16 protein-coding genes and 2 pseudogenes are annotated in these 23487 nt (G+C 52.6%); 10 read left to right on the top strand and 8 right to left on the bottom strand.

The genetic code is table 11. The features are described from left to right. The first annotated feature begins 20 nt into the window (after positions 1-20). From lpxC to K1X45_RS04945, 6 genes are all read left to right on the top strand, one after another. Positions 21-881: a UDP-3-O-acyl-N-acetylglucosamine deacetylase gene (gene lpxC, locus K1X45_RS04970; RefSeq protein ID WP_220159988.1), complete on the top strand. Its 861-nt coding sequence runs from the start codon at positions 21-23 to the stop codon at positions 879-881. Positions 882-1266: 385 nt separating this feature from the next. After that, a complete protein-coding gene (locus tag K1X45_RS04965; RefSeq protein WP_051139041.1) occupies positions 1267-2103 on the top strand; it encodes an outer membrane protein assembly factor BamD in 837 nt (278 codons plus the stop codon). 119 nt (positions 2104-2222) lie between these two features. Next, a complete protein-coding gene (gene recN / locus K1X45_RS04960) occupies positions 2223-3902 on the top strand; it encodes a DNA repair protein RecN (protein WP_220159987.1) in 1680 nt (559 codons plus the stop codon). 70 nt (positions 3903-3972) lie between these two features. Then, positions 3973-6126 (top strand): NAD-dependent DNA ligase LigA, encoded by a 2154-nt coding sequence (ligA, locus tag K1X45_RS04955; RefSeq protein WP_220159986.1) that lies wholly within the window; start codon positions 3973-3975, stop codon positions 6124-6126. Between the two features lie 165 nt (positions 6127-6291). Continuing rightward, positions 6292-7080, top strand: a complete 789-nt coding sequence (locus tag K1X45_RS04950) for an AzlC family ABC transporter permease (RefSeq protein ID WP_255560921.1) — start codon at positions 6292-6294, stop codon at positions 7078-7080. Continuing rightward, positions 7080-7379, top strand: a complete 300-nt coding sequence (locus K1X45_RS04945; protein WP_022711379.1) for an AzlD family protein — start codon at positions 7080-7082, stop codon at positions 7377-7379. Before K1X45_RS04950 ends, K1X45_RS04945 begins: the two co-directional genes overlap by 1 nt. A gap of 54 nt (positions 7380-7433) precedes the next feature. Here K1X45_RS04945 and K1X45_RS04940 read toward each other — a convergent pair whose 3' ends face one another. The 4 genes from K1X45_RS04940 to K1X45_RS15975 form a co-directional block, all read right to left on the bottom strand. Then, positions 7434-9257, bottom strand: coding sequence for an aminopeptidase P family protein (locus tag K1X45_RS04940; protein ID WP_220159985.1), 1824 nt, complete (start codon positions 9255-9257; stop codon positions 7434-7436). A gap of 39 nt (positions 9258-9296) precedes the next feature. Continuing rightward, positions 9297-10175, bottom strand: coding sequence for a 50S ribosomal protein L11 methyltransferase (locus tag K1X45_RS04935; RefSeq protein ID WP_220159984.1), 879 nt, complete (start codon positions 10173-10175; stop codon positions 9297-9299). Positions 10176-10254: 79 nt separating this feature from the next. After that, entirely contained in the window at positions 10255-10842 is a 588-nt protein-coding gene (locus tag K1X45_RS04930; RefSeq protein ID WP_022711382.1) for an SCO family protein, read from the bottom strand. An 11-nt stretch (positions 10843-10853) separates the two neighbouring features. Next, a complete protein-coding gene (locus K1X45_RS15975) occupies positions 10854-10982 on the bottom strand; it encodes a hypothetical protein (RefSeq protein ID WP_255560626.1) in 129 nt (42 codons plus the stop codon). 159 nt (positions 10983-11141) lie between these two features. Between K1X45_RS15975 and K1X45_RS04925 the strand changes: the two genes are divergently transcribed. From K1X45_RS04925 to K1X45_RS04915, 3 genes are all read left to right on the top strand, one after another. After that, the gene (locus K1X45_RS04925; protein ID WP_220159983.1) at positions 11142-11789 is read left to right on the top strand and encodes a DapH/DapD/GlmU-related protein; all 648 of its coding nucleotides are present in this window, start codon (positions 11142-11144) and stop codon (positions 11787-11789) included. 78 nt (positions 11790-11867) lie between these two features. Beyond that, positions 11868-12335, top strand: a complete 468-nt coding sequence (locus tag K1X45_RS04920) for a CreA family protein (RefSeq protein ID WP_255560920.1) — start codon at positions 11868-11870, stop codon at positions 12333-12335. A 207-nt stretch (positions 12336-12542) separates the two neighbouring features. Next, positions 12543-13904, top strand: coding sequence for an Nramp family divalent metal transporter (locus K1X45_RS04915; RefSeq protein ID WP_220159981.1), 1362 nt, complete (start codon positions 12543-12545; stop codon positions 13902-13904). 43 nt (positions 13905-13947) lie between these two features. Here the strand turns inward: K1X45_RS04915 and K1X45_RS04910 are convergent, their stop codons facing one another. The 4 genes and pseudogenes from K1X45_RS04910 to K1X45_RS04900 all read right to left on the bottom strand — a co-directional run bounded on the left by K1X45_RS04910 (position 13948) and on the right by K1X45_RS04900 (position 19324). Continuing rightward, positions 13948-15324, bottom strand: a complete 1377-nt coding sequence (locus K1X45_RS04910; protein ID WP_213598440.1) for a dicarboxylate/amino acid:cation symporter — start codon at positions 15322-15324, stop codon at positions 13948-13950. A gap of 190 nt (positions 15325-15514) precedes the next feature. Beyond that, positions 15515-17128 (bottom strand): annotated as a pseudogene (locus K1X45_RS16050) (3'-5' exonuclease); the annotation flags it as partial. A gap of 122 nt (positions 17129-17250) precedes the next feature. Then, positions 17251-18130: pseudogene (locus K1X45_RS16045) on the bottom strand (ATP-dependent helicase); the annotation flags it as partial. 117 nt (positions 18131-18247) lie between these two features. After that, on the bottom strand, positions 18248-19324 hold the full coding sequence (locus K1X45_RS04900; RefSeq protein ID WP_028233748.1) for a serine/threonine protein kinase: 1077 nt from the start codon (positions 19322-19324) through the stop codon (positions 18248-18250). 279 nt (positions 19325-19603) lie between these two features. Here K1X45_RS04900 and K1X45_RS04895 point away from each other — a divergent pair, with 279 nt between their 5' ends. After that, entirely contained in the window at positions 19604-23467 is a 3864-nt protein-coding gene (locus tag K1X45_RS04895) for an AsmA family protein (protein WP_220159979.1), read from the top strand. The last annotated feature ends 20 nt before the right edge of the window (positions 23468-23487 follow it).

Genomic DNA, 23487 nt, shown 5'->3' with positions numbered 1-23487 from the left:
AGACAGGAAACAGGATTGTTATGAAAACTATGCAGCAAACAATAGCCGGTTCATTCCCGCTCTCTGGATTTGGTGTGCATGGCGGCAAACCTGTTACGCTGGATATCAGTCCGGCGCCTGTGAACCACGGTATTGTTTTTATTCGTCACAATAGTGAGGGGCGACGCGAGAGCATTCCTGCATTGTCTGTCTCGCTTGGTTCGACAACGCTGAATACGTCCATCGGCTCTGCTGATTTCGGTGTCAGCACGATTGAACATTTGATGGCAGCGATTGCAGCGCTTGGCATTGATAATCTGACCATTGCAATTGACGGTCCTGAAGTGCCGATCCTCGGTGGCGGTTCGGCTGAGTTTATCAGTGCATTCCGCAAGGCCGGATTAGTGAAGCAGGATGCCCCGCGTCAGTATCTGACTATTTTGAAACCTGTACGTGTGGAAGACGGACAGAACTGGGCAGAGTTTATACCGCATAACGGTACCCGCTATGAGGTGGAAATTGATTTTCCTGTCGCCTCTATCGGCCGCCAGTCTTTCAGCTTTGACCTTGATGCGGATGTTTTTGAGCGTGAAATTGCCAAAGCACGCACCTTCGGCTTCATGCGTGATGTAGAAAAACTGCGCTCCATGGGACTGGCGCTTGGCTCGTCGCTGGAAAATTCTATTGCTATCGGCGATGAGGGTGATGTGCTTAATCCTGACGGGCTGCACTATCCGGACGAATTCGTGCGTCACAAATTGCTGGATTCTGTTGGTGATCTGGCATTGGCAGGTCATCCGTTTCGTGGCCTGTTCCGCTCCTATCGCGGCGGTCATAAGCTGAACGCGCTTCTGGTAAAGGCATTGCTGGAAAAACCGGATCACTATCGGTTGGAAAGCTGAATTTTTGTTATCTGAAGAACACAGCATACAGCTATAAATGATAATCAGGACAAATTACTCAATGATTCTTTGAGAGTCTGTTCTGTCAGCCTTAATTGAGCCGCGAACACATGCAGTGTGATGGCGGTTTGTAAGAGATTTTGCTGTTTTATGACTGTACGGGTTGAAAAAGTCGTGTCTGGCAGGCATTGCAGTCTCGAAGCAGTGCGAATAAACTTGTATTAACATTGCCGATTGTTCTCAGCTATGGTTTATGAACCCTCTGACACAGGAATGATTTGCCCATGATTTGTGTTGCCGAAACACCGGAGACAGCATGACGATTTCTAAATTCCCAGATACTGCAGCCAATATTACTGGTGCTGAGGGTTCTCAAATTCGTAAAATGACCAAGCTGGCTATGGCGACCAGTGCTGTCGTGCTGACAATGGCGCTTGCAGGTTGTGCCTCCGGTGACAAAGATGTTGACCTGTCCAAATATGTCGAGAGCATTGATCCGGCTGACAAGCTTTATAATGAAGGTCTTGCCAATCTCGAAGCCGGACGTCTGGACGAAGCGTCGAAGAAATTCGCCGCTGTTGACCGTCAGCATCCTTACACAGAATATGCGCGCAAATCGCTGGTGATGTCCGCATTCACCAATTACCGCAAAGGTAATTATGAAGAGGCCATTTCGATGGCTAAGCGCTACAACACGCTTTACCCGACTTCGGATGAATCCGCTTATGCCTATTACATTATCGGCCTGAGCTATTTCCGTCAGATTCCGGATGTAACGCGCGATCAGGCGGCAAGCCGCCGTGCGATTGCTGCGATGCAGGAAGTTGTCGATCGCTTCCCGAAATCGGAATATGTTGAAGACGCCAAGACCAAGATCCGCTTTGCCCGCGACCAGCTCGCCGGTAAGGATATGCAGGTCGGCCGTTACTATCTTGAGCGCAAGGAATATCTCGGCGCGATCAAGCGTTTCCGCAACGTGGTTGAGGAATATTCCAACACCCGTCAGGTGGAAGAAGCGCTGGCTCGTCTGACCGAGGCTTATTTTGCACTGGGTCTGACCTCTGAAGCGCAGACTGCTGCTGCGGTTCTGGGTAAGAACTTCCCGGACAGCCCTTGGTATAAAGATTCCTATAAGCTCTTGCAGGGTGGTGGTCTTGAGCCGCGTGAAAACACCGGTTCGTGGCTTTCCAAAGCATCTTCGCTCATCACTGGCGGCGCTTAATGAAAACAGAGCAAGTTGTGATTACAAGATAATTTCAGCTTGCTCTGCCTTATTGTTTCCCCGCATTTATACGATGCCAAATGTGGCCATTTGACTGTAAAATGCTATAAAAGGCAGCCATGCTAGCGCAACTGTCGATCCGCGATATTGTCCTGATTGAGAAACTCGATATCGAGTTTCAAAAAGGTCTGTCTGTCCTCACCGGTGAAACCGGTGCGGGTAAATCTATTTTGCTCGACAGTTTGTCTCTGGCGCTTGGTGCCAGAGGCGATGCTTCCCTTGTGCGCCATGGTGCGGAGCAGGGGCAGGTAACGGCGGTGTTTGATGTCGGCATCAATCATCCCGCCCGCAATTTCCTCAAAGATAATGAAATCAATGATGACGGTGATATTATTCTGCGCCGCGTGCAGAATAGTGACGGTCGCTCGCGTGTTTTCATCAATGATCAGGCGGCGAGTGTTGGTTTGCTGCGTGAACTTGGCCGCCATCTGGTGGAAATCCACGGTCAGCATGATGACCGTGCGCTGATCGACACAGATTTGCACCGCACATTGCTGGATGCTTTTGGCGGGCTGGACGGGCAGACTTTGCAGCTGCGTCGTTTGTATAAGCAATGGCGCGACAGTGAGAGTGCTCTGGTCAAGCATCGCGCTAAAGTGGAAGCCGCAGCGCGTGAGGCGGATTATCTGCGCGCCTCGGCTGAAGAGCTTGATAAGCTCAATCCGCAAGAAGACGAAGAAGATGAGCTGGCTGAAAAGCGCTCCATCATGATGAAGTCAGAGAAGATCGCGACAGATGTGAGCGAAGCCAATGACCTGTTGTCCGGTCATGAATCGCCGGTGCCGACTTTGGCCGCATTGGTGCGCCGTCTTGAGCGCAAAATGCCGGAAGCACCGCATCTGCTGGAGCCGGTGATTAAAGCGATTGACGAGGCGCTGGATCGCCTAGGTGATGCGCAGAGCGGTATTGATACGGCAATGCGCGAGATTGATTTTGATCCGCGTGTGCTGGAGACAGTGGAAGAGCGTCTTTTTGCGCTGCGTGCAGCTTCGCGTAAATTCTCTGTGCCGGTGGCCAATCTGGCAGCATTGCGCGACAAGATGGATGCGGATTTGCAGGATCTTGATGCCGGTGCGGAAAAACTGGAACAGCTGGAGAAGCAGGCTCAGGAAAACCGTGCAATCTACGATGCGGCGGCATCTGCATTGTCGGCAGAGCGTGTAAAGGTTGCACAATCGCTGACGCAGGCTGTGATGCAGGAATTACCGGCGCTGAAGCTGGAACGTGCGGAATTTATCGTCAATATCGAAACCGATGCGGAAAATCGCAGTGCTGAAGGTATTGATATTGTTGAATATTGGGTGCGTACCAATCCGGGAACACGCGCAGGGCCAATGATGAAAGTGGCCTCGGGCGGTGAATTGTCCCGTTTCCTGCTGGCGCTCAAAGTGGCTCTTGCTGATCGCGGTTCGGCACCAACACTGGTATTCGACGAAATTGATACCGGTGTGGGCGGTGCAGTGGCTGATGCGATCGGTCAGCGTCTCGCACGTCTTTCTTCCAATGTGCAGGTGCTTTCTGTCACGCATGCGCCGCAGGTTGCTGCACGTGCGACGACACATTTCCTGATCGCCAAGGCGCAAGGGGAGAGCGAACAGATGCGCACGTCTATCCGCACGATGGAAGTGGCCGAGCGTCAGGAAGAAATCGCGCGTATGCTCGCCGGTGCCAGTGTGACTGATGAAGCCCGTGCTGCAGCAGAACGATTGCTGCGGGAAAACGGCGCGCTGACTGTATAAAATTCAGTCTTGAGCGTTTGATTTTCATCACCTGTGTTATATTGAATCCGTAAACGGAGACGGGTTGAATATGAGTGAAATCAGCGTTGAAAATTTGAGCGAAGAACAGGCCGCAGCTGAGCTTGAATTGCTGGCTAAAACCATCGCTGAGCATGATTTTCTCTATAATACGCAGGATGCGCCGACAATCTCTGATGCGGAATATGATGCGCTACGCCGCCGCAATCAGGCAATTGAGCAACGTTTTCCGCATTTGATCCGCGAAGATTCGCCGTCGCTGAAAGTCGGCGCGGCGGTTTCCGAGAAATTCTCCAAAATCACCCATAATGTGCCAATGCTGTCGCTGGATAATGCTTTCAGCGATGAGGATGTGGGTGAATTTGTCGGACGTATTTATCGCTTCCTCAAACTCTTTCCGGGCAGCCCGCTCGGTATAACCGCAGAGCCGAAGATTGACGGGCTGTCGCTCTCGCTGCGTTATGAGCAGGGGCGGCTGGTGAGTGCTGCGACACGCGGCGATGGCTCTGTAGGCGAGAATGTCACCAATAATGCGCGTACAATTGCCGATATTCCGCAGGTGTTGAAAGGCGATGCGCCGGATGTGCTGGAAGTGCGCGGTGAAGTCTATATGAGCCATGCCGATTTTGCGGCGCTTAATGAAAAACAGGAAAAAGACGGTAAACCGGTTTTTGCCAATCCGCGCAATGCAGCAGCAGGATCGCTGCGCCAGCTGGACAGCAAAATCACCGCCAGCCGTGTGTTGCGTTTTTTCGCCTATGCATGGGGTGAGGTGAGTGAAATGCCTGCCGCCACGCAAATGGGCATGGTGGAAAAGTTCAAATCCTATGGATTCACAATCAATCCGCTGATGCGCCGTTTTGAGAGTGTGCCGGAACTGGTTGCTCACTATCACGCGATTGAAGAACAGCGTGCCACGCTTGGTTATGATATCGACGGCGTGGTCTATAAGATCGACGATCTGGCTTTGCAGCAGCGTCTTGGTTTTATTTCGCGCAGTCCGCGTTGGGCAATTGCCCATAAATTTCCGGCAGAGCGTGCTTTTACCATTCTCAAAGGCATTGATATTCAGGTCGGCCGTACCGGTGCGCTGACGCCTGTTGCGCGTCTGGAGCCGATCACTGTCGGGGGCGTGGTGGTGACCAATGCCACGCTGCATAATGAGGATTATATTCGCGGATTTGACCAGAAGGGCAATGTATTACGTGAAGGGCGTGATATCCGCGTCGGCGATACCGTCATAATTCAGCGCGCCGGTGATGTGATTCCGCAGATCGTGGATATTGTCGCCGATAAACGCCCTGCGGAGAGCGTTGCCTATGAATTCCCGCGTCTGTGCCCTGTCTGTGGCAGCCATACGGTGCGCGAAGAAGGTGAGGCGGTGCGCCGTTGCACCGGTGGTCTGATCTGCGAGGCGCAGGCAGTTGAACGCATTCGCCATTTCGTTTCGCGTAATGCTTTTGACATTGAGGGCTTGGGCGAAAAGCAGGTCGAATTCTTCTTCAATGCTGAAGATGAGAGTTTAAAAATCCGCACACCGGCAGATATTTTCACGCTGGAAAAACGCCAAGCTGAATCACCGCTGAAGAAGCTGGAAAATATTGAGGGCTTTGGCGCGACATCGGTGAAAAAACTCTATGCCGCGATTAATGAGCGGCGGGAGATTGCGCTGAGCCGTTTTCTGTTCGGGCTTGGTATCCGTCATGTCGGTGAGGTCAATGCCAAGAAACTGGCGCGCGCCTTTGGCTCTTATCAGAAACTGGCAGAGGTGACGCTGGCCGCTTTGGTGCCGCAGGATAAGAGCGACAAGGGCAATGATGCCTGGCGTGAATTGACGGATGTGGAAGGCATCGGCACGATTGTTGCTGAGGCGATTGTCGACTTCTATCAGGAGCCGCATAACACGGAAGTGCTGAATGCATTGCTGGCAGAAGTAACACCGCTGGATGAAGTTCACGAAATCGTGAGCGGCTCACCGGTTGCCGGTAAAACCATCGTTTTCACCGGATCGCTGGTGCGCATGTCGCGTGATGAGGCCAAAACTATGGCGGAGCGCTATGGCGCAAAAGCAGCGGGTTCGGTTTCAAAAAAGACAGATCTGGTGGTTGCAGGGCCGGGAGCAGGCTCAAAACTCACCAAAGCTGCCGAATTGGGCATTGAAGTGATTGATGAAGATGCGTGGTTTACGCTTGTTGGTGCGGATTAAATATTACCCTTTATGACAGGGCAGGTGTGTCTGCCCTGCACTTGATTGGTTTTATGCATCAGCCTATTCATAACCAGTGTGGGAACGGTGAGCAGTTTTCTGCTTTAGTCCATTCCTCAAATGTAAACGCGGGCTTTAAGGCGCGTTTGAAAAATACTGGTAATGATGATGGATGGATGTAATCCAAAAATCCTGTCTGGTACACAGACAGGTAAACTTGCACAATTCTGGGATGGTGCAAGACGCGGCGGGCCGGTTATGGCGGCGGTCGCGCCTTTTGGCATTTTGTTTGGTGTTGTTGCCGTTGATAACGGCCTGAATGTCAGTGAATCGGTATGGATGAGCGCGGCACTGTTTGCCGGTGCCAGCCAGCTGGTGGGCATGGAGCTGTTTGGCAAACATGTTGCACCATGGATGATCCTGCTGTCGATTTTCGCAGTGAATTTCCGCCATGTGCTCTATTCCGCAGGCACAGGACGGTTGATTAAGCATTTCACGCCTTTACAGCAGATTGTGGCCTTCTTTTTCCTGACCGATGTTCAATATGCGGAAAGTGAAAAGCAGGCGGAGCAGAAAAAGCCCATTACCTTTGTCTGGTATATGGGGCTGGCTATTCCGCTTTATCTGTCTTGGGTGATTGAAGCCTATATTGGTGCGACTTTCGGCGGGATGATCGGTGATCCGAAAGCCATCGGTCTTGATATGCTGTTGCCGATCTATTTCCTCGGGCTGGTGATGGGCTTTCGCTCCCGTACAAACTGGTTCCCGATTGTTGCGGCGAGTTCTGTGACTTCCGTTGCTGCTTATTTCTGGATCGGCTCGCCGTGGCATGTCACCGTTGGTGCAATCGGCGGTATTGTTATGGCTGTTGTGATTGCCAAGCCGCTGTCTGGCCGTGAAACTGTGATTACGCTGGATGATGAACCGGTGAAAACTGTGAAGGACGTGCGGTAATGTCTTCAACTGTATGGATTATTTTCGGCGCGGCTGTGCTGACCTATATTACCCGTATCGGCGGGCATCTCATTCTTTCGCAGTTTGAGCGTGTGCATTACCGTGTTGAGGCCGGTCTTAATGCCGTGCCTGCGGCGGTGCTGACAACGCTTGTTGCTCCGGCGGCTTTCAATGCAGGCTGGAAAGAGTTTCTGACTATGGTGCTTTGCACGCTGGCGGCATTCCGCATCGGTATTATTCCACTGTGTATTTTCGGCGGTGTGCTGATTGTGCTGCTGCGCCAATATATGCCTTTTTAAAATACAAAAAAAACCGGCGAAATCGCCGGTTTTTTATGTCTGTATGGCAGGGCTTTACAGGGCTTCGGTCGCAGCAATCAGCCAGCTCTTTTCGTCTTCCGAGCAATGCGGCAGCAGCTTGTCGCGTGTCTGGGCATGATAATCGTTAAGCCATGTTAGTTCGTCTGCATTGAGCAGTGAAACATCAATGAGACGACGGTCAATCGGGCAGAAGGTTAGTGTCTCAAACTCATGCATTGCGATATCGCCGCCATCAATTGCTTGTGGCTCTTTAACGATAATCAGGTTTTCAATACGGATGCCGAATTCGCCCGGACGATAATAGCCCGGCTCATTGGAGAGGATCATGCCGGTTTTGAGTTCCTGCGCACCGCGTTTGGAAATGCTCTGCGGCCCCTCATGCACAGCGAGATAGGAGCCAACGCCGTGGCCGGTGCCATGTGCATAGTCATAGCCATGCTGCCAGAGAGCGGCACGGGCAAAGGCATCAATATCCTGACCGCGTGTGCCGACAGGGAAGCGCAGACGTGACAGTGCGATTACGCCTTTCAGCACCAGTGTGAAAGTCTTCTTCTCAAAAGCAGAGACTTCACCAATCGCCACGGTACGAGTGATATCCGTGGTGCCGTCACGATATTGTGCACCGGAGTCAATCAGATACAGCTCGCCATCTTTGAGCTTGCGATTGGTATCGGTATTAACGCGGTAATGGATGATGGCGCCGTCAGACCCTGCACCGGAGATACTGTCAAAAGACAGATCTTCCAGAGGCTTCTGGAACATTTCGCCGACTGTGCGACGGCTTTCTTCCAGCTGCTGAGCGGCGCTGATTTCGTCCACGCTGCCGGCAGGCTGGCTATCGAGCCATGAGAAAAACTTGACCATTGCCACGCCGTCACGCTCATGCGCAGCACGGGAGCCATCCAGTTCGGCTTTGTTCTTCATTGCACGTGGTAGGCGGGCAGGGTCAGTGCCTTCAACCACTGTGCCATTGGCCTGCGTGATAATCATGCGCAGCTTTTCCGCAGCCAGTGCGGGATCAAGCATGAAACTTGCACCTTCACCTGCCAGTTGAGCCAGCGTGTTTTCCATCAGATTTGGCGCAGTGATTTTGGTCAGCTGCGTCAGATAGGCTTCGGTTTCAATCGGCAGCTTACGTTTATCAATGAACAGAATGTGCTGGCAGTCAGCCGCAATCAGCGCAAAGCTCAAAGGCAATGGTGTGTTGCTGACATCGCGGCCGCGAATATTGAATGCCCATGCGATGGAGGCGGGGTCTGTCAGAATAGTGGCTGAGGCACCGCTTTTCTCAACCGCTTCACTCAGGTTGTTCAGTTTGGCACGTGGCTCCTGACCGGCATATTGCAGCGGCTGAATAGTCACTGGTTCAAGCGGGGCGGCAGGCTGGTCAGTCCAGACCAGATCAACCAGATTGTCTTGCACCGGCACGAGCTGGCCGCCCTGTGCCTCGAGTGCTGCTTTTAGTGCGCGGGTTTCTGCAATTGTGTGCAGCCAAGGATCAAAACCGATGACCAGACCTTTGCCGTTTTTCTCCAGCCATGAGGCAGGCGGATTGTCGACCAGACTTTCAATGTCGAACACGGCTGGATCGGTTTGGGTGCGCACCTGCAATGTATAACGCCCGTCAACAAAGACATAGGCTTTATTCTTCAGGATCAGCGCTGCACCGGCAGAACCGGTGAAGCCTGTCAGCCAGCCAAGGCGCTGAGCACGCAACGGCACATATTCGCCCTGATGCTCATCGGCGCGTGGCACAAGAAAGCCGTCCAACTGCAGACGGTTCAGTTCCTCGCGCAATTTGGCTACACGCGGCGCACCGGTTGCCGGATTGCTGCTGACTTCAAAGTTCTGAAACATGAGATTCTGATCCTGAAAAAGGTTAGACCCTCATTATAATCAGAGCTTTGGCTTGAGGTGAAGAGCAACCCAGCTTTCTTTGTAAATAGTTTTGTGATGCTCAATGCCTGCTGCTTCATAAGCCGCAATCACGCTGTCGCGTTGGGTTTCCAAAATGCCGGAGAGGATCAGCGAGCCATTATCTTTCACATGGGCGTGCATCTCGCTTGCCAGTTCAATCAGCGGATTGGCAAGAATATTGGCAACGATCAGATCAAATGGCGCACGTGCCTGCATTTCCGGATTGTCAAAGCCGGTGGCGGTGAGGGTGGAAACCCATTTATCCGCACCGTTCTTCTCCACATTTTCCTGCGCCACATCAACGGCAACAGGATCAATATCGGTAGCCAGAACCGGAATATCACGCAGCTTGGCAACTGCAATGGCCAGAACCGCGCTGCCGGTGCCGAGATCCAGCACATTTTTCGGCTCTTCAAGCGCAACAATTTCTTCGATCATTTCAAGACAGCTGGCGGTGGTGCCGTGATGACCGGTACCAAAAGCAAGACCTGCATCGATTTCAATGCCGATATCGCCGTCCTGCAGCTTGTCGCGGTCATGGGAGCCGTGAACGAAGAAGCGACCGGCTCGAACAGGCTTCAGACCTTCGAGAGAATGCAGAACCCAGTCAATATCCGGCAGTTCTTCCACACCGATTTCTTCCGGCTTCAGACCCAGACAAGCGGCCATGCGCGGCAGGGCTTCATCGGCACCGGCTTTGTCTTCGGTATAAAGCGAGATTTCATAAATCTGCTTGTCTTCATCAATTTCAGTATTGGCCAGCGGCAGACCGTCTTCTTCAAATACCGGTTCCAGCAGATCGAAAATCTGCTCAGCCTGATCTTTGTCCCGTGTGAGATATAAGCGGTACTGTGCCATGTGGGGTCTCTGAATTGGAGTTATAAAAAAACCCGCTTACCATGAAGCGGGTTTGATTGGGAGTGCTTAGTAACTTTAATCAGCCTGCTGCCAGACGTTTCAGCTTGGAAATTGCTGTTTCTGACGGTTCGCCATAGGCGATGGTTGAGCGCAGACGGCCGTTCTTGTCGAGAAGCAGGATGGATGCGGTGTGATCCATCGTGTAATTCTCGCCGTCTTCATCAACTTTCTTGGCATAGATATTATAGGACTTCAGCATCGCAGCAATGTCCTTCGGGTCACCGGTAATGCCGGTGATACGGTCGGAGACATTGGTAATGTATTTCTGAATATATTCCGGTGTGTCACGTTCAGGATCAACAGTGACCATATAGCCGCGAATAGCCGCGCCTTCAGGGCCGAGCTCTTTCAGCCAGCTGTCGAGATCGAAGAGGGTGGTCGGGCAGACAACCGGACAATGGGTATAGCCGAAAAACACGACTGAAGGATTGCCGCGCAGAGACTGATCGGTGATCTCACTGCCATTCATAGAGACAAGTTTGAACGCGCCGCCATAAGGGCTCTCTTCGCCGGAGGCCATTTGTTTGTCGCGATAGGCCTGAAAGCCAACAATGCCGATTGTGAAAGCAGCAACAAACAGCACCAGAACGGGAAGATATTTACGCATAAATCAGATCCTCAGAAGCACCATGAAATACCATCCATGAGCATGGTCATGAATATGGTGTCGCTGTAATTCATCCAGCCTGCAAACAAAGCGCCAGCGGCCAGAGCGGTGATTAATACCACGCCGCTAATCCAAAGCAATTTTCTGCTCTCGTGTCCGTTGGCCTGTCTATCAGCTGTCGTCATAATAATGTTATAGCTGGCTTGTGGCAGTTTGGCAAAGGCTGTCTGTGTGATTTTCCCATCTTTTATGAAATTTCAGAAATTTTTGAAATTGAACTTATGCAGGAATAAAATGTGATGAGTGAGGATGTTTTGCAGTTTTCGCGTGATGTGCAGCCGAAAATTCATCCGAGCGCGCAGCTGAAATCCGTTAAACTCGGACAATATACAGAAATCGCTGAGCGGGTGATCCTGCGTGATGTGCAGATCGGTAATTTCACCTATCTGGAGCGCAACGGCGAGGGGATTTATGCTGAGATCGGGCATTTCTGCTCCATTGCTTCCAATGTGCGGATCAATGCGCTGGAACATCCGATGCAGCGTCTGACCATGCATAAAATGACCTATCGGCCGAATGAATATTTTCGCAATATCGGCGTGGATATGGATTACCGTGCGCACCGTTCCTCAAGACGGGTGACGATCGGTAATGATGTCTGGATTGGTCATGGTGCGGTAATTTTGCCCGGTGTGAGCATTGGCACCGGTGCGGTGATTGGCGCTAACGCAGTGGTTTCTAAAGATGTGCCACCCTATATGATTGTTGCCGGTGTGCCTGCAAAAATTCTGCGACCGCGTTTTGATGAAAAGACGATTGAGCGCCTGTTGCAGAGTGCATGGTGGGACTGGCCGGTGGAGCTGATTTATAAAGCGCTGCCGGATATTCAGACCATGGAGATTAATGCTTTTCTCGATAAATGGCTGCCTTTGGCAGAGGATGCGTGAGCCATTCCATATTTGATTCAAATCTGAATGCAGGAGATGTTTATGAAGCAATTTCTGACCGTTACAGCTCTGGGCGCAATGCTGGCCTTGTCTCCTTTGACAAGCGGAAGCGTGGTGCAAGCGGAGGAAATCGGCAAAGTTGGTGTGGACTGGCTCGGCAATGATATTGTGATTGATGCGGTCAGCGATCCGAAAGTGCAAGGTGTGACCTGCCATCTGGCATCCTTCTCGCGCGGTATGATTGACCGGCTGCAGAAGGGGAACTGGTTTGAAGATCCGTCCAATGCATCGATTTCCTGCGAGCAAACAGGACCGATTACCATCGGAGATATCAAGCTGGGTAAAGGCGGTGAGCGGGTATTTTCCGAGCGCACCAGCCTGATTTGGAAGAAGCTGGTGATTACCCGTATTTATGACCAGACCAATAATACGCTGATTTATCTGGCCCATGCCTCGCAGGTGCAGGATGGTTCTGCCAAAACATCACTTTCAACCGTGCCGCTTTATCGCGGGGATGTGATGTGGGAAAAAGGTAAGCCGCAATAAGCGCTTTTTAAATGCCGGTTCTGAAGCGTAATTTTTAAGTGTTAGAGCGACCTTTGTGCGCAATGGGGCGCACGACGCTCTAACCTGCATTTTTTATGCCTGTATTTCCCTGTCACGATACGGGGAATTGTTTTTCCTTGACGACAGGAAAAATCAGGCATTTAGTTGCAAATGAGTTTCATTATCATTTGTGCGCGAAGATTTTTCATGAAGAAAAATGAATTTCCACTGGCAGAAAGTGCTGATAATTCCGGCGCATGGCGTCAGGAACCGGCAGCGAAATCGCTGGCTGAGGTCAATGGTTCCATTGCAGTTCCGCGACATGGCACGCGGTGGAGAAAATTTGCTGCCTTTGCAGGGCCAGGTTATCTGGTGGCGGTCGGCTATATGGACCCAGGTAATTGGGCGACGTCTATCGCCGGTGGTTCGCGCTTTGGCTATACGCTGCTGGTTGTGGCGCTGGTTTCCAACATCATGGCCATTCTGTTGCAATCGCTTTGCACGCGTCTGGCTGTGGCAACGGGGCGCGATCTGGCGCAGGCCTGCCGCGATGCTTATTCTCCGGCGATGGCATGGTTCTTATGGATCGGCGCGGAGATTGCTATTTGTGCCACCGACCTTGCCGAGGTGATCGGCACGGCGATTGCGCTTAATCTGCTGTTTGGTATGCCGCTGGAACTCGGCGTGTTGCTGACCGCGCTCGATGTTTTTGTCGTGCTATATATGCAAAGCAAGGGGTTCCGCTGGATTGAAGCCTATGTGCTGGTTTTGCTTTGCATTATTGCTTTGTGTTTTCTGGTGCAGATTGCACTGGCTGATCCCGATTGGGGCGCTGTAATCCGTGGCTTTGCACCGACAACCGAGATCGTGACCAATCCGGAAATGCTCTATTTGTCGCTCGGGATTATCGGTGCGACGGTGATGCCGCATAATCTGTATCTGCATTCCGGCATTGTGCAAACGCGTAAATATGGCGGTAATTTAGAGGAAAAACGCGAAGCCATTACCTATTCGACATGGGATTCCACCATTGCGCTGATGCTGGCTCTGGCCGTCAATGCATCTATTCTTATTCTGGCCGCAGCGACTTTTCACAAGGTTGGCCGTACTGATGTGGTGGAGATTGAGCAGGCGGAAGCCTTGATCGCACCTTTGCTTGGCAGCACGCTGGCACCAATCCTGTTTGGTGTTGCGCTGCTCTGTGCGGGATTGAACTCGACAGTAACGGCGACGCTGGCGGGGCAGATCGTGATGGAAGGTTTTATCAATTTCCGTATCCGGCCGTGGCTGCGACGGCTGATTACGCGCGGTATTGCTATTATACCGGCGATTATTGTGACGATGCTCTATGGCAATAAAGGTACTGCCAATCTGCTGATCCTCAGTCAGGTGGTGCTGAGTTTGCAGCTGCCATTCGCCATTGTACCGCTAATCTTGTTTACATCAGACCGTAAAAAGATGGGTGCTCTGCGCGCGCCTTTATGGCTGACAGGGGCGGCATGGATTGTGGCACTGATCGTGATCGTGCTGAACCTGAAACTGATCTATGATGTGGCGACCGGCGGATAATAAAAAAGCCAGAGTTTCCTCCGGCTTTTTGTTTTAGGTTGTTTTAAGCAGCAACGCCTTGCGCTGTCAGATGTGAAGGATCGATATCGTCGATATTCTTTTCGCTGTTATAGACAGCCTCATCAAGAATACCTTCGCGCTTGGCAACAACGGCCGGTACCAGTGCCTGACCGGCAACGTTAACAGCGGTGCGTCCCATATCGAGGATAGGGTCAATCGCCAGCAACAGGCCGACACCTTCCAACGGCAGGCCGAGGGTGGAGAGGGTGAGGGTGAGCATCACCACCGCACCGGTGAGACCGGCAGTCGCAGCCGAACCCAGTACCGAGACAAATGCGATCAGCACATATTCCTGAAGGCCGAGCGGCAGGCCGAAATATTGCGCAATAAAGATCGCCGAGATCGCCGGATAGATTGCAGCACAACCATCCATTTTAGTGGTGGCGCCAAGAGGCACAGCAAAAGCTGCATATTCACGCGGCACACCCAGATTACGCTCGGTCACGGCTTCAGTTACCGGCAGTGTGCCAACGGAAGAGCGGGACACGAAAGCCAGCTGGATTGCAGGCCACGCGCCTGCAAAAAAGCGAGATGGTTTCAGGCCGTGGAAGATCAGGATAGCCGGATAGACCACGAACAGCACGATTGCCAGACCGATATAGACGGCTGCGGCATACCAGCTGAGCTGAACCAGTGTTTCCCAGCCATATTGGGCAACAGCGCGGCCAAGCAGACCGATAGTGCCGAGCGGGGTGAGGCGGATAACCCACCACAGAATTTTGCGCACCACAACGAGCAAAGACTGGTTGAAGGCGAGGAAAGGCTTGGCAGTATCACCGGCTTTCAGCGCCGCAACGCCGAAGGTAATGGCGATAACGAGGATTTGCAGCACGTTGAAGTTCAGCGAAGTTGATGCAGCGCCGTTGTTCAGCTTGGTGCTGGCTTCAAGGCCGAGCATATTGGCAGGCACCAGACCTTTAAGGAAGTCGAGCCATGAGCCGGAAGAGGCTGGCGCTTTGGCGGCTTCTGCGGCTACACCGGAGCCGATACCAGGCTGAATAATCAGACCCAGCGCAATACCGATCAGCACAGCGATAAAGGATGTGATGGCGAACCACAGCAGGGTCTGCCAGACCAGCTTGGCGGCATTGTTAAGCGCGGCCAGATTGGCGATAGAGGCCACAATCGCGGTGAAAACCAGCGGCGGCACAAGCGCACGCAGCATCTGCACAAAGATCGAGCCGATTGTTTGTAAGCTTACAGACAGCCAGTTGGCATTGCCGTTGATATCAGGCCCCATATTGCGGGCAACGAGACCGAGCAACAGGCCGATAACCATCGCCGTCAATACCTGAAAACCGAAATTCAGATAGAGTGGCTTGGCCTGCGCAGAAGGTTTTTTCACATGAGCGACGGACATGATTTTTTCTTTCAAAACAAGTGAAGCGAAGGGGCAAATTTGCTCCTTCGCTCGTTGGTTCGAAATTTAACGGAGATTCATGGCTCGGTTAAGCAATGTCATGCTGCGGCGGGCATCTACTTGATGAAGTTATACTCTCATACATATCAATGTTAGAATATTATTTCTAAACTCAGGTATCTGCAGATTTTTATACCCGTTTCACAAAGCTGTCGATGACGCGTTTTTGTCCGGCATGGTCAAAGTCGATGGTCAGTTTGTTGCCGTCAATTGAGGCGACATTGCCGTTGCCGAATTTCATATGGAAAACACGGTCGCCGACCTTAAAGTCTGACGGCGTTGAGGAAACGGATTTTGCCACCAGCTCGCCGTCAATCACTTTGCCTTTGACTGAACCGCGACCGGCACCGAAGCCGGAATCCGTTTCGCCATAGCCGATGCGCTCGACATTGGCACCGGAGCGGGAGCCCCAATTGTTGCGCGTGGCATCGGAGCGGTTTTGCTGTGCCCGCTGCCAGCCCGGTGTGGAATAGGAATTGGCAAACGGATCACCACGTCCCACAGCATCAAAGCGTGATTGACCATAACCGCCGCCATAGGAACTGTCGGACTCCGCAATATCCACATGCTCTTCCGGCAATTCTTCCAGAAAGCGGGACGGGATCGTGGTCTGCCACATGCCGTGAATACGGCGGTTGGATACAAACCAGATATGCAGGTTTTTCTTGGCGCGGGTCAGGCCGACATAGGCGAGGCGGCGTTCTTCTTCCAACCCTGAACGGCCGCCTTCATCCAGCGCACGCTGATGCGGGAACAGGCCTTCTTCCCAGCCCGGTAAGAACACAGTTTGAAATTCCAGCCCTTTGGCCGAGTGAAGGGTCATGATGCTGACAGCATCCATGCCTTCATTCTGTTCCGTATCCATGACCAGAGCCACATGTTCGAGAAAGCCGCGCAGGCTTTCATATTCTTCCATGGAGCGGATGAGTTCTTTGAGGTTTTCCAGACGCCCCGGTGCTTCGGCAGAACGGTCATTCTGCCACATCGCCGTATAACCGGATTCATCGAGAATGATCTCGGCCAGTTCTGTATGGGACTTGTTATCCAGCAGTCCCTGCCAGCGCCGGAAGTTCTCAACCACTTCACGCAGTGCCGAGCGGGCTTTTGGTTTCAGTTCTTCCGTGGCAATCAGATCTTCCGCCGCCTGCAGCATCGGCATATTTTTTGCGCGTGCATAATCATGCACCAAGCGCAGGCTGGCTTCACCAAGACCGCGTTTTGGTGTGTTGACGATACGCTCAAAGGCCAGATCATCGGCAGGTTGTGCTACAACGCGGAAATAAGCCATCGCATCGCGGATTTCCTGACGCTCATAGAAGCGCGGGCCGCCGATAACGCGGTAATTCAGACCGAGTGTTACAAAGCGGTCTTCAAACTCACGCATCTGAAACGAGGCACGTACCAGAATAGCCATATCATTAAGCAGATGACCGCGACGCTGAGCCTGTTCGATCTCTTCACCGACAGCACGGGCTTCTTCCTCTGAGTCCCAAGCCGCATGTACATGCACCTTTTGGTCATCTTCACTCGCAGCCTGCGGCAGCAGTGTTTTGCCAAAGCGCCCTTCATTATGCGCGATCAGATAGGATGCCGCACCGAGAATATGCGGTGTGGAGCGATAATTGCGCTCAAGACGAATAATCGTCGCGCCCGGAAAATCCTTGTCAAAGCGCAGGATATTATCGACCTCAGCCCCGCGCCAGCCATAGATCGACTGATCGTCATCGCCAACACAGCAGATATTAATCTGCTGTGTAGGTTTGTTTGTGCTCACGCTGTCGCCGCTAGCGCGGCTGCGCTCCGCAGGGGCGGCTGAAAAGTCAGCATTGCTTGAATCTGGCGACCAGTCGGTCGCGTTAGGAGCGTTATTGGGCTGTGTTGGTGCTGAGTTGCTTCGCCTTTGCGCCAGCAGTCGCAGCCACATATATTGCGCGGTGTTGGTATCCTGATACTCATCCACAAGAATATAGCGGAATTTCGTGTGATATTCGCGCAGGATGTCCGGATGTTTGCGGAAAATCCGGATCGGGTGCAGCAGCAGATCACCGAAATCACAGGCATTCAGCGTTTTCAGCCGTTCCTGATAGGCATAATAAAGTTCACGTCCTTTGCCATTGGCAAAAGCACGGGCGTCCCCCTCCGAAATTTCAGACGGGCCATAGCCTTTATTCTTCCAGCCATCGATCATCATGGAGAAGGAGCGCGGCGTCCAACGCTTGTCATCCAGCCCTTCAGCCTGAATAAGCTGTTTGAGCAGGCGGATCACATCGTCCGTATCAAGAATGGTAAAGTCAGAACGCAAGCCGGCCAGTTCTGCGTGACGGCGCAACATCTTCACCCCGATAGAGTGGAAGGTGCCGAGCCATGGCATGCCTTCAACCGCACCGCCAAGAAGGTGGCCGATACGCTCTTTCATCTCGCGTGCTGCTTTATTGGTAAAGGTCACGGCGAGGATTTGGCTTGGGAATGCCAGACCCTGCTGAATAATATGCGCAATACGTGTGGTCAGAACACGGGTTTTGCCGGTGCCCGCACCGGCCAGAACCAGAACCGGCCCTTCAGTCGTTTCGACCGCCTGCCGCTGCTCAGGGTTCAGCCCTTGCAGATAATCTGGTTCACCGCGCTGCTGGTTACGCGCCTGCATAGCCCGCGCAGCAATCCCGGCTTTGGGACCAGATTGCGGTTTAGGTGTAGCCGGTACATCCGGCTCCCCGAAGAAGGGAATATCGTCTGGAAAGTCTGACATAGTTCCGAATGTAATGATTCTTAAGCGAAACGCCATAGACCAGAACAAATAAAGTACCTGCAGAGCTTACAGGCACTTCATTCGTTGCGTTTTTAAAGTTTTACAGGCTGGAAAATCCTATTCCATCTGCGTGATACGGCGATCCGTGAAGTTAAGACGATGCGCGGCGAGCGCTTCCACCAGCGGACGCATATCCGGCTCGCGCAGCAGAAGATCGTCCAGTTCTGTCATCTGGTTCATAGCAACAAGGCGCAGAATATCTTCGCGCACAGTGCCGTCCTCACGGCGTGGTAAATGGGCAACCGGCTGGATCAGTTCGACTTTATAACCTTTAAGGCGTGCACGCAGTGACTTTTCGTCCGCATTCAGTGTTTCAACAAAAGCATAAATCCCCACACCTTTTGCAGGCAGGGAATAGAGACTCAGAGACACATCCTTCACACGCGGATCGGATTTCAGCGCCGCAATAATTGCCGGACCTTCATTATCAATACGGTCACCCGTACCTTCACCGTCAGACCAGTTGAAAATGCCGCGCGTAACAAAATTATAGACTTTTTTGCCCGTTGCCAGCCAGATACGCGACGGCAGTGACCGGCGTGCCAGAATGCGCTTTTCCGTTGGTGTCATCAGATCAGGTGCGAAATTGCGCTTCTGTTTGATGAGGTGGCGGAAATCCTCATAGGCCATCAGACGGTAATAGGCGCCACGACGGCGATGCACGGAAGCCAGCTGGAAGTCGATCACAGCGGCTTCGCCTTCCGGCGTCATCAGCCAGTTTTGCGGCTTTTGCAGATCATTATGGGTAACGCCCATGCGGCGCATATCGCGCAGAATACGATGGGCAGACAAATACCATTCACGATGGGACGGGCGTGCCAGATGCAGCGGCGTGCCGTCCGTCCATGTGCGGAACAAGCCGTGTTTGTCTGTTGCCAGAAGCTGAGGTGTGCCTTTGATGCCGCGCACTTTTTTGAGGCCACGGATTTCACGGCGCGCCAGCCACCATGCCAGCGGGCTTGACCACCACGGAGCTGCGCTGACAACGCGGCGGATGATACGGGTTTCCGGCTCGCCGACAAAATAACCTGCACGGGTTTCCGAGAAAATATCCCGCTTGAAAACGGCAGTCTCATAGAAATCAGGAATGGTTTCCATAAGTTGGGAATTGGTCTCGGACGTTGAATAATTCATGATAATGTCACAGATATAAAGTCAATTCGGGTGTGAAGCGTAAGCGGCCGAAGATATGAAAACAAAATGATATTGGCTGTCATGTGACAGCTGTAGCGGTTAGATACCAGAGGATCAAGCCGTGTCCTTATCTTTGGGCACGAGTTTACGGCTCTATTCAGGTGCATACAGCCTTTGTCATGGTGAAATTACCTTGTTGTCGCAGGCTGCGAGCCGCTATGGTGCGCGCTGAAATGTGATTCATAAATGACAATGACTGCAGAGCAGTTTTGTTAGCAGATGGCTGTACTCAGCCGGAGTGAGACTTTGGGGCGTTTGTTCGTTGCTATTGGTGGTTTGCTGGTACTGGTGCTGACCTTGGCGCTGGTCGTACCGCCTTTTATCGACTGGACAGGCTATCGCGACCGTTTTGAACTGGAAGCCAGCCGGATTTTAGGCAGGCCGGTGCATGTGAACGGGACAGCAAAAGCACGGCTTTTTCCGTTTCCGTCCGTTACTTTTTCTGATGTGCGCGTTGAAGGGAAAAACGGTCAAAGTGCCCTGACCATGGATCAGTTTTCCATGGATGCGGAATTAATGCCCTTCTTGCGTGGTGAAATTCTGATCTTTGATATGCGGATGGAAAAACCGCATCTTTTTGCAGGGCTGGACAAGCAGGGACATCTCAACTGGGTTTTACCGGAAAACAGTGATCTGGCCGGTTCCAGAATAAAGCTGGAAAAGCTGACTTTGCGCGACGGGCAGATTACGCTGCAGGATGAAGTGCGCGGGCGTCGTCAGGAGTTGCAGTCCATCAATGCCACCCTGTCTGCGGACAGTTTGATGGGGCCGTGGCGTATCAACGGCACATTGCAGGCAGATGGGCAGGTTTTCAATGTTGATATTAATACGGCCGAGAAAAAGCCGGATAATCCGCTGCGTTTGCGCATCGGTCTGCGCCCCGCTGATCTGCCGCTGACGCTGGATACAGAAGGTGATGTAACGGTTGCTGACGGCAAACCTGTTTATAAAGGGCAGTTTTCCTTTCTTACCTTAAGCGATGAAGAGCGGAAAAAGCAGGGCATTACCTCTGCCGTTACCCTTGATAAATTGCGGCTGACCGGAAAATTCGAAGCACAGAATAGCGGCTTCAATATTGAAGAATTCCGGATGGAGCAGGGCGATGCCGATGCTCCTTATGTGATTAACGGTAAGGCACAGCTTGATCTGGCTGAGAACCCGCATTTCATGATTAGTGCGGATGGCCAGCAGGTCTATCTTGACGGGATGAAGCCGGATGTCAGCCTCAAAGATGAGACTGTTGCACCGACGCAGCCGGTTATGTCTTTCCGGCAGAAAATTGATTTCTTGCAGACATTGCTGGAGCGTATTCCGGTGCCGGATATTCCGGGCAATATTGATCTGCGACTGCCAGCTATTGTGGCAAGCGGAACAACCATCCGCTCTGTGATTATCCGTGCTGAACCGGACAAGGATTCATGGAATATCAGTCAGTTACAGGCTGATCTTCCGGGGCGTACCCAGATTGAGGCCAAGGGCAAATTGCAGCTCGGGGCAAATTTCGGTTTTGACGGCAGTTTCCTGCTGGCTTCGCGCCAGCCTGCCGGATTTGCTTCATGGTTATCCGGCGATAGCGGCAAAGCGCTGGCGGGGCAGGTTCCTGCCGCCGGATTTTCCGGCAAGATTAATCTGAATAAAGATGCCCAGCGTGTCGATGATCTGGAAATTGTGCTGGGTGAGACCGTTCTGCAGGGTAGTTTTGAACGCAGTGGCGGTGAAAGCCGCGCGGCATCTTCGGTACTGAATATTCAGGGCAAGGCTCTGGATGCAGGCACAATGCAGTTGCTGAGCGGGATGTTCCTGCGGGAAGGTGATCTGTCAGCACTTGCCGGTGAAAACCTGACGGTCAATCTCAAGGCAGGCCCCGTTAAATTTTCAGGGCTGGAAGCGGAGCAGCTGGATACCGCATTTCGTCTGAGCAATGGCAAGCTGGATTTTGACAAGCTGCTGGTCAGTGGTTTGGAAGGCGCAACCGTTTCGGCAACCGGATCATTGCGGCCGTTTGATAATTCGGTCAATGCGTCTCTTGATGCGACAATTCTGGCTGATGATCTCAGCCCTGTCTTGCGCCAGATCGATGCAGTTTTCCCGCGTGAGCCGCTTATTTCTGCGCTTTCCGCCAGAGCCAATGCCTATCCGGATTTGTTCTCCGGCACCAAGCTCGATCTGCTTGTGAATGCGGTTAACCTGTTCGGGGACGGAGCGCATGCGCAGAAAACTGACGATGCCGGAACCGAGAAAACGGAAGCAAAAGATACCAAAGCGCGGGGCAGTCGTGTCAAAGCGGGGAGCAATCCGGCCGATGGTGCAAAATCCGATATTGCCGAATTTTCTTTCAGCCTGAATGGTCAGAGCGGCGCGCTGATCCTGTCTGTTGCCGGATCCTCAAAAGGGACACTGGCTGGTTCCGAGCCGATGCAATTATCGCTGACGGCTAATGCCAAAGCGGCCTCGGGAGAAGCTGCCTTGGCACTGCTCGGCCTGCCTGTTGTGCCGCTGGGACTGATGGGAGAGGCGGAGATTAATCTGCAGGCGCAGGGCGCGCCGGTTGCCGGTATGAAGACCGCGCTGGAAATCAGCGGCGATGATGGCAATGCCCGTCTTGACGGTGTGATTACGCTGACCGGCGATGAACTGACGGCCAGCGGTAAAGCTGTGCTGAAAAGCGATGATCTCGAGCCGTTTCTGGCCACCGCCGGTTATGCCCTGCCATTTGGTCGTGGTTTTGGCTCAGGTCTGCCGGTAGATATCGTCAGCGATTTTCAGTTCGGGAAAAATATCGTCCGGTTGCCGAATTTGCAGGGTAAGCTGGATAATGAGACTGTCAGCGCCAGACTGGACGGCTCGCTCAGCGATCAGTCGGTTGCACAATTGCGCGGCGAGATAAAGCTGGAGCGTTTTGATCTGGCTGCATTATTTGCTGCCATGAGTGGCCTGTCGGTTGCAGATATCACCGTTGCTGACGGCAGGAGCTGGTCTGAAACCGGCTTTGGTAACAGAACCAATCTTCCGCTGGGGATGGATCTGAAAGTGAGCGCCGCACAGGCCGCACTGACTGATGCAGCGACATTCAGTGATTTCTCTGCGCGTATCATCAAAAACGACCAGCAATTACAGCTTAGTGAAATTGGCGGTGAGTGGGCCAATGGCAAACTATCCGGCAAACTGGAGCTGAATAATGCCAACGGAACCTTGCTCACCAACGGGGATTTGCGTCTTTCCGGCGGAGATATGCAGATGCTTTATCAGCCGGAAAATATGCAGCCGCCAGTGAGTGGTGCAAGCGATATCAAGCTGGGCTTTACGGGTAGCGGCAAGTCGATGGCTGATCTGGTGCATTCTCTGGCCGGTGAGGGGGCAGTGACTGTTGAGCAGCCTGTTATTGCAGGATTTAACCTCACAGCTTTACCGGATTTGTTGCGACGCTCCGATGAATTATCGGATACGGCTCTCTCTCAGGTTGAACCGAAACAGGCCGAGGCCGAGCGCGGCAAATTGTCGAAAAGCCTGACACAGGACGGACAAATAAGCGCTGCCCGGATTCAGGCTCCGTTGTCGCTTGCCGGAGGGATTATCCGTGCGCCGTCTGTTAAGGCAGAGAATGAAAGAGCCATTGTGCAGGCGGATTTGCAGTTTGACCTGAACCGCTTTCTCTGGGGCGGCAGCGGGCGGCTGGATCTGGTGTTGCCGCAGCATGAGCGGAATGATGTGACCCCGCAATTGCAATTCACGGTTTCCGGCGGATGGCAGCAACCACAATTGCAGTTCGATTATCTACCGATGGTACAGTTCTTGACCCAGCGCGGCTTGTTGCGGGAACAACAGCGGGTAGAGGCGGCGCAGGCTTTGATTATTGAAAAGCAGCGTTTGAAGCGCGAGGCTGATTATTATACTGCGAAAGCTGAAGCCCGCAAACGCGAGCGTATTGAGGCAGAAGAGGCCTTGCGCAGACGTGCGGAAGAAGCTGCGGGTGCAGGAACAACACTTCCGCAGGAAACACCGCAGCAGCCAAATATTACGCCTGATTTCAAACCAAGCCTTGATGAGTTTCTGCAAACTCTGCCCGAAACGCAGTTACAGTAAAATTCCTGCCGGTTTGGGTT

Source organism: Pseudochrobactrum sp. Wa41.01b-1, assembly GCF_019464455.1.
Lineage (GTDB): Bacteria > Pseudomonadota > Alphaproteobacteria > Rhizobiales > Rhizobiaceae > Pseudochrobactrum > Pseudochrobactrum saccharolyticum.
Note: the sequence above shows the minus strand (reverse complement) of the source record. Positions and strands in the feature narration are given on the sequence as shown.